Origin of the sequence: Flavobacterium sp. ALD4, assembly GCF_002836475.1 — a bacterium.
Taxonomy (GTDB): Bacteria; Bacteroidota; Bacteroidia; order Flavobacteriales; family Flavobacteriaceae; genus Flavobacterium.
This window is the reverse complement of the sequence record NZ_PJBJ01000022.1, coordinates 1-13,629: the sequence shown is the minus strand read 5'-3', so window position 1 is coordinate 13,629 and position 13,629 is coordinate 1. Positions and strand designations below refer to the sequence as shown.

12 protein-coding genes are annotated in these 13,629 nt (G+C 36.3%); 5 read left to right on the top strand and 7 right to left on the bottom strand.

All coding sequences use genetic code 11. The features are described 5' to 3' along the window. Positions 1-166: 166 nt before the first annotated feature. Entirely contained in the window at positions 167-2,029 is a 1,863-nt protein-coding gene (locus CXF59_RS00225; RefSeq protein ID WP_101135722.1) for a PAS domain-containing protein, read from the top strand. Positions 2,030-2,031: 2 nt separating this feature from the next. On the opposite strand, the gene CXF59_RS00220 is transcribed toward CXF59_RS00225, so the two are convergent. The 3 genes from CXF59_RS00220 to CXF59_RS00210 form a co-directional block, all read right to left on the bottom strand. Continuing rightward, positions 2,032-2,646, bottom strand: a complete 615-nt coding sequence (locus tag CXF59_RS00220; protein WP_101135721.1) for a GNAT family N-acetyltransferase — start codon at positions 2,644-2,646, stop codon at positions 2,032-2,034. A gap of 221 nt (positions 2,647-2,867) precedes the next feature. Continuing rightward, positions 2,868-3,224 (bottom strand): hypothetical protein, encoded by a 357-nt coding sequence (locus tag CXF59_RS00215; protein ID WP_101135720.1) that lies wholly within the window; start codon positions 3,222-3,224, stop codon positions 2,868-2,870. Positions 3,225-3,329: 105 nt separating this feature from the next. Continuing rightward, positions 3,330-4,508, bottom strand: coding sequence for an AIR synthase related protein (locus CXF59_RS00210; protein WP_101135719.1), 1,179 nt, complete (start codon positions 4,506-4,508; stop codon positions 3,330-3,332). A 379-nt stretch (positions 4,509-4,887) separates the two neighbouring features. Between CXF59_RS00210 and CXF59_RS00205 the strand changes: the two genes are divergently transcribed. Then, positions 4,888-5,169 (top strand): DUF4242 domain-containing protein, encoded by a 282-nt coding sequence (locus tag CXF59_RS00205; RefSeq protein ID WP_101135718.1) that lies wholly within the window; start codon positions 4,888-4,890, stop codon positions 5,167-5,169. 338 nt (positions 5,170-5,507) lie between these two features. Here the strand turns inward: CXF59_RS00205 and CXF59_RS00200 are convergent, their stop codons facing one another. Further along, the gene (locus tag CXF59_RS00200; RefSeq protein WP_101135717.1) at positions 5,508-7,697 is read right to left on the bottom strand and encodes a glutamine synthetase III; all 2,190 of its coding nucleotides are present in this window, start codon (positions 7,695-7,697) and stop codon (positions 5,508-5,510) included. A gap of 291 nt (positions 7,698-7,988) precedes the next feature. On the opposite strand from CXF59_RS00200, the gene CXF59_RS00195 reads away from it, so the two are divergent. Beyond that, positions 7,989-8,948, top strand: coding sequence for a TerC family protein (locus CXF59_RS00195; RefSeq protein WP_101135716.1), 960 nt, complete (start codon positions 7,989-7,991; stop codon positions 8,946-8,948). A gap of 368 nt (positions 8,949-9,316) precedes the next feature. Here the strand turns inward: CXF59_RS00195 and CXF59_RS00190 are convergent, their stop codons facing one another. Both CXF59_RS00190 and CXF59_RS00185 read right to left on the bottom strand, forming a co-directional pair. After that, entirely contained in the window at positions 9,317-9,889 is a 573-nt protein-coding gene (locus tag CXF59_RS00190) for a hypothetical protein (RefSeq protein WP_101135715.1), read from the bottom strand. A gap of 97 nt (positions 9,890-9,986) precedes the next feature. Beyond that, positions 9,987-10,487, bottom strand: a complete 501-nt coding sequence (locus CXF59_RS00185) for a hypothetical protein (RefSeq protein ID WP_101135714.1) — start codon at positions 10,485-10,487, stop codon at positions 9,987-9,989. 98 nt (positions 10,488-10,585) lie between these two features. On the opposite strand from CXF59_RS00185, the gene CXF59_RS00180 reads away from it, so the two are divergent. Both CXF59_RS00180 and CXF59_RS00175 read left to right on the top strand, forming a co-directional pair. Continuing rightward, on the top strand, positions 10,586-11,155 hold the full coding sequence (locus tag CXF59_RS00180; protein WP_369828515.1) for a DUF1543 domain-containing protein: 570 nt from the start codon (positions 10,586-10,588) through the stop codon (positions 11,153-11,155). 480 nt (positions 11,156-11,635) lie between these two features. After that, positions 11,636-11,926 (top strand): GIY-YIG nuclease family protein, encoded by a 291-nt coding sequence (locus CXF59_RS00175; protein ID WP_101135712.1) that lies wholly within the window; start codon positions 11,636-11,638, stop codon positions 11,924-11,926. A 430-nt stretch (positions 11,927-12,356) separates the two neighbouring features. On the opposite strand, the gene CXF59_RS00170 is transcribed toward CXF59_RS00175, so the two are convergent. Continuing rightward, positions 12,357-13,629 (bottom strand): T9SS type A sorting domain-containing protein (locus tag CXF59_RS00170; RefSeq protein ID WP_157824488.1); only part of this gene is annotated, 1,273 nt, incomplete at its 5' end.

Here is a 13,629-nt window from a genome sequence, read left to right as displayed (position 1 = left end):
ATTTGCAGTGCTACAAATCCACCGTATCTCCTTTTCATGAGGTATTTCAATCTAAAAAAAATAATTTTGAGATACTAAACTGGATATAATTCACTAACTTTCATACTAATAAGTATGTAACTCTGTCCTTATCGAGCTTTTCTAAATCAAATTAAAATGTTAGTTCATGAAAATATCATTTGAAAAAAAAGTCTTTTTCGGATTTGTCATAAATGTTCTGGTAGTGATTGCTTCAGGGTGGATTTTTATTTCACGGCTTGACAAAAAAAGAGACAAAACGATGGATTCGATATTGGATTGGGTAGAGATTTCTTTATTTGTGTTATCCATCATTTTATTAATTGTTGTCTACTTTATTATCAATTCGCAATTGAGATCTAAAACAATGTCTCAAAAATTACTGTACGACAACAGACAATTACTTCAATCTATTATTGACAATACATCCAATCCAATTTTTATAAAAAGAATAAACGGAGAATATCTTTTGATTAATAAACAATTTGGTGACTTATTTGAAATATCGAATGATGCAATCATCGGAAAAACAGACCATGATTTTTTGCCGGAAAGTGTTGCTGATGCCTACAGAAACTCAGACATTGACGTCGTTAAAAAACTACGTGAATTAAAGACAGAAGAAACCATCCAGCAGAAAGACGGTAAGCATACTTACATAGCCGTAAAATTCCCATTGTATGATTCAACGGGGAGAATTTATGCTATCGGAGGAATATCCACCGATATTACCGAAAGAAAAGAAATGGAAGAATCCAGAGCAGCATCTGATAAATTCTTTAATATGTCGGCAGAAATGATGATCATTGCCACCTCAACACACTTCATTAAAGTAAATCCGGCTGCTATCAAAATATTGGGATATACTGAAGAGGAACTATTAAATCAGCCCTTTCTCAACTTTGTCTATCCAGAAGATAAAAATAACACTGAAAGTGAAGTTGTTAAACTTGAAACCGGAGCTACCACGAAACAGTTCAAGAACAGGTACGTCGGCAAAGACGGATCTATCAAATGGATTCAGTGGTCGACCTACCCTGATGTAAAAACTGGGTTATTGTATGCTGTAGCCAGCGATGTAACCAAATTAGTTGAAAATGAAAAATCATTAAAAGCAGCCGATAATTTTTTCAATATCTCATTAGATAGCATGATCATTGCTTCAAGAGAAAAATTCGAAAAAATAAATCCTGCGATGCTTAAGATATTAGGATATGCTGAAGAGGAGTTATTAAAACATCCCTTCCTCGATTTTGTGCATCCTGATGATAAGGAAAGTACCCAAAAGGAAATTGAGACGATCCGAGAAGACTTGCAAATACTTGAGTTTAAAAATAGATGGGTCTGCAAAGACGGCTCCATTAAATGGCTCGTTTGGTCTGCCATAGCCGAACCAGCCACTGGATTGATGTATGCCGTTGCCCGTGATATTACGGAACTGGCAAAATTAGAAAAAGAGCAACAACAAGCGATTAACGAACTCTATGAAAACGAAGAGAAATTGCGATTGATTTTAGAGAATATAAGCGAAGGCGTGATCGTTGCTAATTCTGATAAAAAAATAGTTTTAGTCAATTATGTAGCCAATGAAATATTTGGAGTTGAAGAGGATGATGCAATATCTCCCAATTTCACAGATCATTTTGAACTTTATTTTCCAGATGAAAAAACCGTTTTCCCCTCTCAAAATTTACCAATGGAACGCGCATTGAACGGGGAGGTAACGGATGATGTTGATGTTGTGCTTTGGGACTCTGTTAAACGCGAGAAAAAACGAGTACTTATTAGCGGCAGGCCTTTAATAGACCAAGACAGTCATGTAGTTGCAGCGGTGGTTACCATAAGAGATATTAGCAAATACAAACAATTAGAGTACGAATTAAAGAAAACAGAAAAAAAATACAGAAAATTAATCGGTTTTAGAAAAACAGAGAACAAGGAAGACGAAATAGAAGAAGAAGATAAAGAAGTCCCCGAAGAAGAAGATAAAGAAGAAGACACGAAGAAATAAATTTAGCTCGATTCCTTCATAATTGAAACAAGGTGTTGCTTAATATTCCCGAACCATTCCTCCCTAAGAATGCTTAAAATAATGGTATCACGCCGTAAATTGATATTAGCTGTCGGCATATGATTTCGCAATACCCCTTCTTCCTTACAACCGATACTTTTCATCGCGGCTATGCTTCTCTTATTATTATTGTCAGCGCGGAATTCCACACGTTCCATCCCAAGAGTTTCGAACGCAAATTGTAATACTAAAAATTTGCAGTGTTTATTTAACCCAGTACCGCGAAACTGTTTCCCGTACCAAGTAAAGCCTAATAGAAGTGTTTTAAATTCAAGATTGATATCATAAAAACGAGTGCTTCCAGCATATTTACCAGATTGCTTATCGAAAACTATAAAAGGGAATTGAGTTTTAGTATCTCTTGCTGCTACAGCCAAGTGAATATAATTGATCAGGTTTTCTTTTCCATTTGCCTTTACTAAGGAGTACTCCCAAGTCTCCGGTTCGTTGAGAGAAATTTCCAATAAATGCTCCACATCGCTATGTTGAAGCGGACGAAGCTCAACGCGTTCGTCTTCTAGGAGTATATGCTGTGAGAAATTGAAAGCTGCAGCCATTGTATTTTCGTGACTATTCTAGGTGTCAATTGACACTTAAAAATTGTTTTTTTTTATCATTGCACGCCTTTTCGGATAAAACCCTCGTGTCCGACAAAGGAGACTCAGCGAACTGAATGCATGAAGAAGACCTGCTTCGTCATAATGACAAATCGCTCTAGTAATTTATGAAAACTGTCTGTCAAAACGCAGATTCTAAACTAAAAACAGCATTTATGAATCTATTCACTCATCTCATCGTAACGCATGGGAACTTGTGGGTCGTAAAGCGGACATTTGTACTCTTCCATAACGCTTACTAAAAGATCCATTGTTTTACCTTCGGTACCATAGCAATCAATCTGAATACTTTGCGGAGTCGTTAGTACTTGAAAAGCACCTGGTCCACTATTGTTTTTCCAACTGTTCTCGTCTACTTTTTCCCATTTTGAAAATACGGAAGCAATTCTATTCAAAACTACTTGAACAGGAAGTTCTTCCAGACCTTCAATTGCGGTTTCCCCATCGAGTGATTCATACACTTCTTGATGGTTTAAATAAACGTCTTCTAAATATTTCCAAAAAATCAATTCGTACATATCATTGTGTTTTTAGCCCCGATGGAAACGGCATCCTGTTGTGGTCTCGTCTATTTACGAGACCAAAACAGATATAGTGTACAGCGGGATGAGCTCCTAATTATATTAATATTGGAAAGTTCCGTATTCGCTGGTGATTGTCAATTTTTTAGCATCTGCTGCTTCTACCCTTCCTACGATTTGTGCATCGACGTTGAATGATTTTGAAATAGCAATAATATCCAGGGCAACTGCTTCAGGAACGTACAATTCCATACGGTGTCCACAATTGAAAACTTGGTACATTTCTTTCCAATCTGTTTTAGACTGCTCTTGGATCAATTGAAATAAAGGTGGCACAGGAAATAAATTGTCTTTTATAATGTGTAGATTTTCCACAAAATGCAAAATCTTAGTCTGGGCTCCCCCACTGCAATGTACCATTCCGTGAATGGCATCAGAACTGTATTTGTCTAAAATTTTCTTGATTATTGGCGCATAGGTTCTGGTTGGCGAAAGCACTAACTGTCCCGCATCAATTGGAGAATTTTCTACGGCATCCGTCAGTTTCACCTGTCCTGAATAAATCAAATCTTCTGGAACGGCAGCATCATAACTTTCCGGGTATTTGGTCGCCAAATATTTCTCAAAAACATCATGACGAGCAGATGTAAGTCCGTTGCTACCCATTCCCCCATTATAGCTTTTTTCATAAGTTGCCTGACCAAAAGAAGCCAAACCTACGATTACATCCCCTGCTTTAATATTGGCATTGTCAATCACTTTAGAACGTTTCATACGCGCTGTTACGGTAGAATCTACAATAATGGTACGAACAATATCACCCACATCAGCCGTTTCCCCGCCAGTTGAATGAATAGTCACACCAAAGGAATCTAGTTCTTTTATCAGTTCTTCGGTTCCGTTGATTATAGCTGACAAAACTTCACCTGTAATCAAATTTTTATTTCTTCCGATTGTGGAGGAAAGCAAAATATTATCAGTCGCACCTACACACAATAAATCATCGATATTCATGATCAAAGCATCTTGAGCGATCCCTTTCCAAACGGAAATATCTCCGGTTTCTCTCCAATACATATAGGCCAAAGAAGATTTGGTTCCTGCCCCGTCCGCATGCATGATTAGGCAATAGTCTTCGTCTTGGGTTAAGTAATCCGGGACTATTTTACAAAACGCCTGAGGAAACAATCCTTTGTCAATGTTTTTGATGGCGTTATGCACGTCTTCTTTGGCTGCTGAAACTCCGCGTAGTGCATATCGTTTACTAGAATCTGAACTCATGTAGTGTAGTTGTGTGAGCTGCTAATTAGCAACTGGGTTGTGCGGCAAAGATAAATATTTTTTTTGGGTTTTCCCTTGCGGAATTAGCTGTTTAGTTAAATGCATTTTATCTCTTCATAATATCGATTTATTTTACTAATTTTACAATAACGCATTAATAATCAGTTATTTAAACTGATCGACAAGAGTGAAAAAATCAAGTAAGCTTATTAAAATTTGAATTAGGTTTTTACAAAAAATTTATAAGGAAATCTGATTTACTGGGGTGACTAATTTTATTCTTGGAATAAAACACAAAAAAAGTGGAAACCAGCTACCACTAAAAAAAACGGGGCCTTACCGAAAAGCCATAAGAGTAGGAGATTAATAACACAATATCATGCCTAAATATATAATTGAAAGAGAAATGCCAGGCGCAGGAAAACTAACTTCTAATCAGCTAAAAGATATTGCGCAAACTTCAATGGGCGCACTTAGTAACGTTGGTGCACAAGTCCAATGGGTCACAAGCCAAGTGACTGACAATAAAATCTATTGTACCTACATTGCCCCTAACGAACAGATGATTCGTGAGCACGCTAAACTAGGTGGGTTTCCTGCGAATTCCGTCAGTCAGGTATTTGCAACTATCGACCCAACCACTGCGGAAGAACCTATTTAGAAAATATTTAGCCCAGATAGTAAAAAGGGAAGAGCATCGACCGTCTTAAAAAATCACTTTAGTTCACTTCTATGATGGCGTTGAATTGAATGTTGTAGTTTTGAAGGTCGAAAAACCGGACACCGCAAGCTTTGTAGGGACCCAATCGCTTTAAGGCGCAATTCACCGACACCGCAGAAACAAAGTGGCACTTACGCCGATGAAAAGAAATAGACTGAAGTACTCTTGACGGTAATTAAACAATTGAAAACTACTTGTTTCCAGCCTAAACCAAAAACCATAAAAAAATGCCTATCCACAACTGGATAGGCATTTTTAATGTTATGATTGTTCGTTTACTATTTTGTAAACAACAATTCTCTGTATTTAGTTAAAGTCCATAATTCATTATCAACTAAAAGCTCTAGTTTATCACAATGATCACGAATCACCTCAAAGTAAGGTTTTACTTTATCACAGTATGCTTCTGCCATTTCTTGACCGTCAGTCAATACATTTGCTTTCTTTCTTTCGTTAGTCATCTCCACTACTTTAGTATTGATTCCTTCGATATGTTTAGAAATGTCTTTGATCAAAGTGATTTGCTCTTTAGCGATTTTTTCAAAATCAGTTCCAAAGATATTTTTTAATCCACTCACATTTTCTATTAAAGTATTTTGGTAACGAATAGCAGTTGGAATTACGTGGTTTGTTGCAATGTCTCCTAAAACTCTACCTTCAATTTGAATTTTCTTAGTGTACTCTTCCAATTCAATTTCGTAACGCGCTTCCACCTCAATATGATTCATGATACCTAAGTCAGAAAACAAATCTAAAGCTTGTTTAGATGCCCTTGCTTTCAATGCCAATGGAGTCGTTTTGAAGTTACTCAATCCTCTTTTAGCAGCTTCTTTTTCCCATGCTTCACTATATCCGTCTCCTTCAAAAAGGATTCTTTTAGAATGTTTGATATATTCTCTCAAAACATTGAAAATAGCATCGTCTTTCTTCATGTCTTTTGTCTCAATCAAAGCATCCACTTCTTTCTTGAAATCTTTCAATTGCTTAGCAACAATCGCATTCAATGTTGTCATTGAATTAGAACAGTTTGAATTAGAACCTACCGCTCTAAACTCAAATTTATTTCCTGTAAAAGCAAATGGCGAAGTTCTATTTCTGTCCGTATTGTCCAAAAGAACATCTGGAATTTTACCTACTACATTTAATTTTAAATCTGTTTTTTCTTCCGGAGATAATTTACCTGCCGTTACGCCTTCTAATTCAGCTAAAACTTTAGTCAATTGTTCTCCAATAAATACAGAGATAATTGCCGGTGGCGCTTCATTTGCTCCTAGTCTATGATCGTTACCCGCAGTTGCAATGGCTCCTCTTAACAAAGATTCATGGTCATGTACTGCTTTTATAGTATTGATAAAGAAAGTCAAGAACTGTAAATTGCTCATTGGCGTTTTACTAGGACTCAACAGGTTTATACCTGTATCTGTTGCTAATGACCAGTTATTATGTTTCCCTGAACCGTTTACTCCCTTAAATGGTTTTTCATGAAATAACACTTTCAAATCATGACGTTCCGCCACTTTTTCCATTACATCCATCAACAAACAGTTGTGATCTACAGCAAGGTTTGTTTCTTCGAAAATAGGTGCCAATTCAAATTGGTTTGGAGCTACTTCATTGTGACGTGTTTTTACTGGTATTCCAAGTAACATACATTCTTGCTCAAGATCTCTCATGTAAGTAAGTGCACGAGTAGGAATTGAACCAAAGTAATGATCGTCCAATTGTTGCCCTTTAGCAGAGGTATGTCCCAACAAAGTTCTTCCAGTCATCATAAGGTCTGGACGTGAAAGTGCTAATGATCTATCTATCAAGAAATATTCTTGCTCCCATCCTAGGGTTGCAGTAACTTTCTTCACATTTTTATCAAAATATTTACAAACATCTGTAGCTGCTTCATCCATAACCTGTAAAGCGCGCAACAAAGGTGTTTTATAATCTAAAGCTTCTCCTGTATAAGAGATGAAAACCGTTGGGATACATAAGGTTGTCCCCCAAATGAAAGCTGGAGACGTAGGGTCCCAAGCTGTATATCCTCTTGCTTCAAAAGTATTTCTAATTCCTCCGTTAGGAAAACTAGATGCATCTGGTTCTTGTTGCACTAATTGTGCCCCTCCAAATTTTTCTACCGGATCGCTACCGTCATATGAAGTTTCAAAGAAAGCATCATGTTTTTCAGCAGTAGCCCCAGTCAATGGTTGAAACCAGTGTGTGTAATGAGTAACTCCTTTAGACAAGGCCCATTCTTTCATACCCATAGCAATATAATCCGCTAATTTTCTATCTATTTTAGTTCCGTGCTCTACCGCCCCTTTAACTCCTTTAAAAGCATCTGAAGTCAAATATTGCTTCATTGCTTTATCATTAAACACATTTGAACCGAAAAGAACTGATTTTCTGCCGGTTTCTTCAAATTTAATTGGCTTTCTTGTTGATGCTTCTCTCAAAGCTTGGAAACGTATTGTTGACATAAAATTTTATTTAATGAATTAAACCCCTATTATTTAGGAGCAAATATAATTCAAATAATGTTTTCATAAAATTTTACCTCTATTTTTTTAGGGCAAAACCAATTAATTTATGTTTTTCTTAAAAATATCTCGTTTTACTGACAACCTATTAATTTTTAGCCCATATATTTTCAAATTGGCATTTTGGTTAAATACGAATGTACTGTTTAACCTAAAACCCAACTTTATTCGAATAACTTTCTAAGTTGGGAATCAAAAAGTATCTTTGTAAATCTAAAAACATCAGGATTTATGATTGTCTGGATTTCTTTCTTTGTTATCGTTTTTATAATACTCGCATTGGATTTGGGCGTTTTTAATAAAACACCCCATATTATAGGCACAAAAGAAGCAACCAAGTGGACCGTAATCTGGGTTACCATTTCATTTCTCTTTTCTGGCGTTATCTATTGGATATATGCTAACAACTACATTTCGAATCCAGACGGTTTGAAACCTGCTGGCGCAGCGATCAAATTCATTACCGGATATTTGATAGAATTATCTTTAAGTGTCGACAACATCTTTGTTATTGCTATTATCTTTTCGGCTTTTAAAATCCCTCAAAAATACCAGCACAGAGTTTTATTCTGGGGCATACTGGGAGCCATTTTTTTTAGGGGATTGATGATCTTTTTTGGAGTGCTGCTGATCAATAAATTCTATTGGGCCACCTATATATTTGGCTTTTTCCTGATTTTTACAGCAATGAAAATGCTATTTACAAGTGGAGAAGAAACATTCGAACCTAAAAAATCATTTGTTTATAAAGGACTAAAAAAGTTAGTTCCCATTTCCAATCACATCGACAAGGAGCATTTTTTCGTAAAAAGACGGCATATTACTGCTGCCACTCCTTTATTTGTAGCGTTAGTAGTCATTGAAGTTATGGACGTGGTCTTTGCTATTGACAGTGTGCCCGCTATTCTGGCCATCACAAGCGATCCGTTTTTAGTTTTTAGCTCTAATATTTTTGCGATATTGGGATTGCGATCCATGTATTTCTTTTTATCAAATATGCTTGAAAAATTCAGCTATTTAGAATTTAGTCTTATAGCTATATTAAGTTTCGTGGGCCTTAAAATGTTGCTCCATGAATTTATCGAAATTCCAGAATGGGCGTCCTTAGCTTTTATTGCCTTTTCCCTTTTGGCAGGGATTCTTGTTTCCTTACGAATGAATAAACTAAAAAACGAGAAAGAAACTCAATAAACCCAAATTAAAGTCTTCACACACAAATTCACCTGATATCACACAAGCTATCAGAAATTAAATCCTGATAATCATTTTAATTACTAAAAAGGTTCTTTAGACGCAAACGCCTAGTTCTTTCTTCTTTTTGCAACCAATAAAACTATTTTATTCCAAATGATTTTATGGTCTAATCCAGAACATTCTCGTGTAATACCGACAGTCTCTGCTGATTTTTCGGCATACTTTTAAAATAGGACAACTCCATAGGACATGAATGCACAATGGGGCTTCGTTTTTGGAAGCATCCCTTCGCCACGCAATCCTTTGAGAAAAAAGCATAAAAAAAGGAAATCTCCCGATTTCCTTTTTTTATGCTTTTTTTACACCTACCTAATATTAAAATCTTTATTCAATTTTCTAACATTACTATCATCAATGTTGTAGTTTTTAATCACCGCATTATAATCTGAATAATCAACTTTATTACTAGAAATTTTAGAATTTGGTCCTCCCGTATTTACCCCATCATCACCGGGTACAATAACAATTCTAAATGTTTTATTTGATGTAAAACTTGTAGGTAATTGATTTAAAGGAAAACTTGCATCTAGAAGGATTGAAAATTGATCAAACGAAAAATTATAATTATACTGTGCAGTACCACCTTCAAAATAATAAATCTGCGGCAATAGTGCCCAGGTATCAATACCACCATTTTCATTCAGTAATTGGTATACTAAAAGATTATCTCCTGAATAAATCTTTGGATTTAACGCAAATGTTACTTGGTAATTATTATTTGCGTTAAAGTCAATAGTTTCTTCAAAAACTTCCGCAATTAATCCATCTTGGCCGTCAAATCCATCTTGACCATCAAATCCAGGTGGACCTGCTGGTCCTTCGCAACTTGAAATCACAATCATTGCAATAACTGCTAAAAATGTACTAATCTTTCTCATAACTGTATTTTTTTTTAAAAGGTTGTTTTATTAATTGGTTGCTTATAAAGTTACAAAAAAAGGAAAACTTTTCGGCTCCTTTTTTTGTAATATTCCCTTATTGAAGGGCAATTTTCTGGATTTGACTGTCCTTTACGTTCAAGGCCGTAATGACATCAGAATAACTGTTTTTGTTTATTGTTTTAGCATAACTTGCCGGCACGATCACGATTCGCAAAACCTGGTTGGATCTATATTCTGCAGTCACGGATTGCAAATCATTACCGATCATGTATATGTCCACATCGCTATTAGTGTAATCAAATTTATAACCGAAATCCAGTGCTCCATTATTGAAAGAAAAGGTTTCAGGCAATGGGTTCCATACGTCCCCCTGAGAATTTGAACCCGCTAATCGATAGACCAAAACTACATCCGATGAATAAATGGGCGGATTAAGCGTCACCAATCTGCCGTAATTATTGTTGGAATTAAACGACGTGGTAACTTCAAAAACTTCATTTCTCGCAATAGGAGCAATTTCAAAACTAGCTGATGTAGTACAGCTTTGCAAAACAAATAATCCTGCAATGGATAAAAGAGTAATTATTTTTTTCATAATTTAAATTTTAAGTGTTTCTGTTTTTGGATATATTCATTAACTATGCCAAAGTATATTTTGAAAAAATAATGTAGCTTTGAAACATGGAAAAAAAGATGAAATTATATATGGTGATGTTGGGCTGTGTAACGCCTGGCCGCCTTACCGAACAGCATGATATTTTTTTTGGAATTGGTTCTTCCTTGAAAGAAATGATCCCAAAAATGAAAGATTTTTGGCCTGAAGCCAAAGGACGCATACATATCGATGCTTGGCGCGAAGTTTCAGTAATCGATAATTTTGCAATCGAAATCATAGCCAAAGAAGCGTTTGAAAACACCAGTTTAGATCATCTGTTTTTCATTAACTTGGGCGGTTATAAGGAAAATGAGTTTGAAGAGTACCATTATAAAATCCTGACTGTTGCCCAAAGTATGGGATTGGCGTCCAAAAAAGCAAAAAAGAGCACCTTCTTCAAACATTGCGGTTTCAAGGGAACCGGCGCCTCCCATATCGACGACAAATACGGAATCGATGTGGATGACCTCTATAGAGTAACCGACATATTGGATAGCCAACTCAAAGAACTGTATGCTTTAAAAATCAGCAAATCAGAGGATACTCTGCAAGAAGACGTTTTGCATATCGGGTATTTGAAACTGAGTAAAATTGCCGATACTTTATAACAACCGCCGTCACTTCGAGTGATTTTACTTTTTTAAAACGCTAGTTTTAATAAAGTGAAATTGTATCGAGAAGCCTTAAGGACACGACGGTTCTCGATACTTCGCAATGATTTTCTGTCGCAAATCATTGCTCAACTCGAACTGACGTAGACGAAGTTTCGGAGCGAACTGACGAGATCGAACCGAAAACTGCAAAACATAGCAACAACTGCTGTCACTTCGAGTGATTTCACTTTGTTAAAACGCAAGCTTTAATGACGTGAAATTGTATCGAGAAGCCTTAAGTACACGACTGTTCTCAATACTTCACGCAAAAAGCCGTCACTTCGAGTGATTTTACTTTTTTAAAACGTTAGTTTTAATAAAGTGAAATTGTATCGAGAAGCTTGAAGGACACAACTGTTCTCGATACTTCGCAATGATTTTCTGTCGCAAATCATTGCTCAACTCGAACTGACGGAATATCATTATATTCGTAAAATGAAACAATCCTATGTTTATATTCTAAAGTGCTCCGATAAAACCTATTATACCGGTGTAACAAGTAATTTAGAACAAAGAGTTTTTCAACATCAAGTCGGATTTTATCCAGATTGCTACACTATCAAAAGAAGACCCATTAAATTGGTCTTTTATTGTGAGTTTACCGATATAAATTTAGCAATTGACACTGAAAAACAAATTAAAAAATGGTCTCAAGCCAAAAAAGAAGCGTTAATAAATGATGATTATGACGCACTCCCGAATTTAGCAAGGAAAAAATTTAAATGATAATCCCAGCCTCAGTCACTTCGAGTAATTTCACTTTGTTAAAACGCCCGTTTTAATGAAGTAAAATTGTATCGAGAAGCCTTAAGGACAGAACGGTTCTCGATACTTCGTTATGATTTTCTGTCGCAAATCATTGCTCAACTCGAACTGACGGAGTCGAAGTTTCGGAACGAACTGACAAGATCGAACCGACAATTACAAAACATAGCAACAACTCCCGTCACTTCGAGTGATTTTACTTTGTTAAAGCACAAGCTTTAATGACGTGAAATTGTATCGAGAAGCCTTAAGTACACGACTGTTCTCAATACTTCGCAATGATTTTCGATCGCAAATCACTACTCAAATCGAACTGACAGAACCAAACTTACGAGCACAAAAAAAGCATCCGCGAAAACGGATGCTTTTACATTAAGGTTAATAAAATTTGTTATCTGGAAGACATCACTTTTTTGGTGCTGCTTCCTCGATTAGTGGTCAATTTGATAACAAAAACCTGTTCTTGGCCTCTGTTTACATTAACATTAAGTCTCACTTCCTTACCCAAATAACTATTTGTATCTGCTTTTGAAAGGACTTTGTTTCCTTGTACATTGAACACTTCGATTTTCACGTCAGACCGATAATCAAAATCATATTTGATAGTCAGTTGGTCTTCGAAAGGAACCGGGCTGGCGGTAAAACCAGCAAGTTCAATTTTTGAAGTCGAGCTAGAATCTTCTGTTTTAGGAGAACATTTAGAAACATCCCAACCTATGAATATAGCGCATTCGTCAAATACTTCATTTATGGAACCAACGGCACCAGCAATATCAGATAATGATGCGCCTCCCTCAGAGTTTTTAATTCCGTCAACATTAGCTAAAGCACGATTTGCTAAATCTAACAATCCGGCAACTGTTTTATCACCATTAATAGAATTAATAACAGCGGCGCTTAATGTTCTGTAAGTATATTCATTTACAGTTGGCACCCAAATATCGCCTTCATAATGACCACAAACTCTTGTTTGTGGAATATCAGTACCACAACCGCCAGCTGGTTTGGCTGTTGCCAAAGTACCTGCTTGCAATATTAAGCCTCCTAAATCTGAAGGACTGGTTATATTGATATTCAACGCCATTGCAATGGTTTGTGAAAGAAGTATGTTGTTAATTCTGCCATTTTTCAAATATGGAGAGGTCAACGAACAAATACCAATATTACCTGTTGGAAGTTCGCTAGCTTTACCTCCGCCAGGCATTACATTAATGATACAATCTTCATCCCCTGAATTCATGACAACGGACTGACCAAATTTACCTATGGTAATAGAACCGCCGGCATTAGTTAATGCCTGTGCAATTAGATTAGTAGTGGAAATTCCTCCTACTGTTCCGTCACAATATTTACCTCCAGAATTACCATAAGCACCCTGAGTGTATGTACATAAGGCTGTCGTACAAACTGGTCCTTCATTGATGATCACGGTCTCCATTTTTTCGCAAACTCCTGAACCTGGAGGATTATTTCCATCTGGATAGGCTACTTTAATGACGTAGGTGTTTGGTCCATAACTAGCAGCTTCAATAGCAGCTTTCGTTGTTACTACAAATGCGCCTGCTCCCGTTTTAAGATAAAAGGTAGGAGTACCAGTTCCGCTGAAACTATCTATTGTCAATTTTCCGTCTGCGTCTCCATAACAAGTAACATCTGTGTGAGAA

What these genes read in the sequence shown, in the direction of transcription:
- CXF59_RS00195 (WP_101135716.1), top strand. Translation starts at nt 7,989, where the DNA reads ATGATTGTCTGGATTTCTTTCTTTGTTATCGTTTTTATAATACTCGCA.
- CXF59_RS00215 (WP_101135720.1), bottom strand. Translation starts at nt 3,224, where the DNA reads ATGTACGAATTGATTTTTTGGAAATATTTAGAAGACGTTTATTTAAAC.
- CXF59_RS00175 (WP_101135712.1), top strand. Translation starts at nt 11,636, where the DNA reads ATGAAACAATCCTATGTTTATATTCTAAAGTGCTCCGATAAAACCTAT.
- CXF59_RS00205 (WP_101135718.1), top strand. Translation starts at nt 4,888, where the DNA reads ATGCCTAAATATATAATTGAAAGAGAAATGCCAGGCGCAGGAAAACTA.
- CXF59_RS00190 (WP_101135715.1), bottom strand. Translation starts at nt 9,889, where the DNA reads ATGAGAAAGATTAGTACATTTTTAGCAGTTATTGCAATGATTGTGATT.
- CXF59_RS00220 (WP_101135721.1), bottom strand. Translation starts at nt 2,646, where the DNA reads ATGGCTGCAGCTTTCAATTTCTCACAGCATATACTCCTAGAAGACGAA.
- CXF59_RS00200 (WP_101135717.1), bottom strand. Translation starts at nt 7,697, where the DNA reads ATGTCAACAATACGTTTCCAAGCTTTGAGAGAAGCATCAACAAGAAAG.
- CXF59_RS00225 (WP_101135722.1), top strand. Translation starts at nt 167, where the DNA reads ATGAAAATATCATTTGAAAAAAAAGTCTTTTTCGGATTTGTCATAAAT.
- CXF59_RS00185 (WP_101135714.1), bottom strand. Translation starts at nt 10,487, where the DNA reads ATGAAAAAAATAATTACTCTTTTATCCATTGCAGGATTATTTGTTTTG.
- CXF59_RS00210 (WP_101135719.1), bottom strand. Translation starts at nt 4,508, where the DNA reads ATGAGTTCAGATTCTAGTAAACGATATGCACTACGCGGAGTTTCAGCA.
- CXF59_RS00180 (WP_369828515.1), top strand. Translation starts at nt 10,586, where the DNA reads ATGAAATTATATATGGTGATGTTGGGCTGTGTAACGCCTGGCCGCCTT.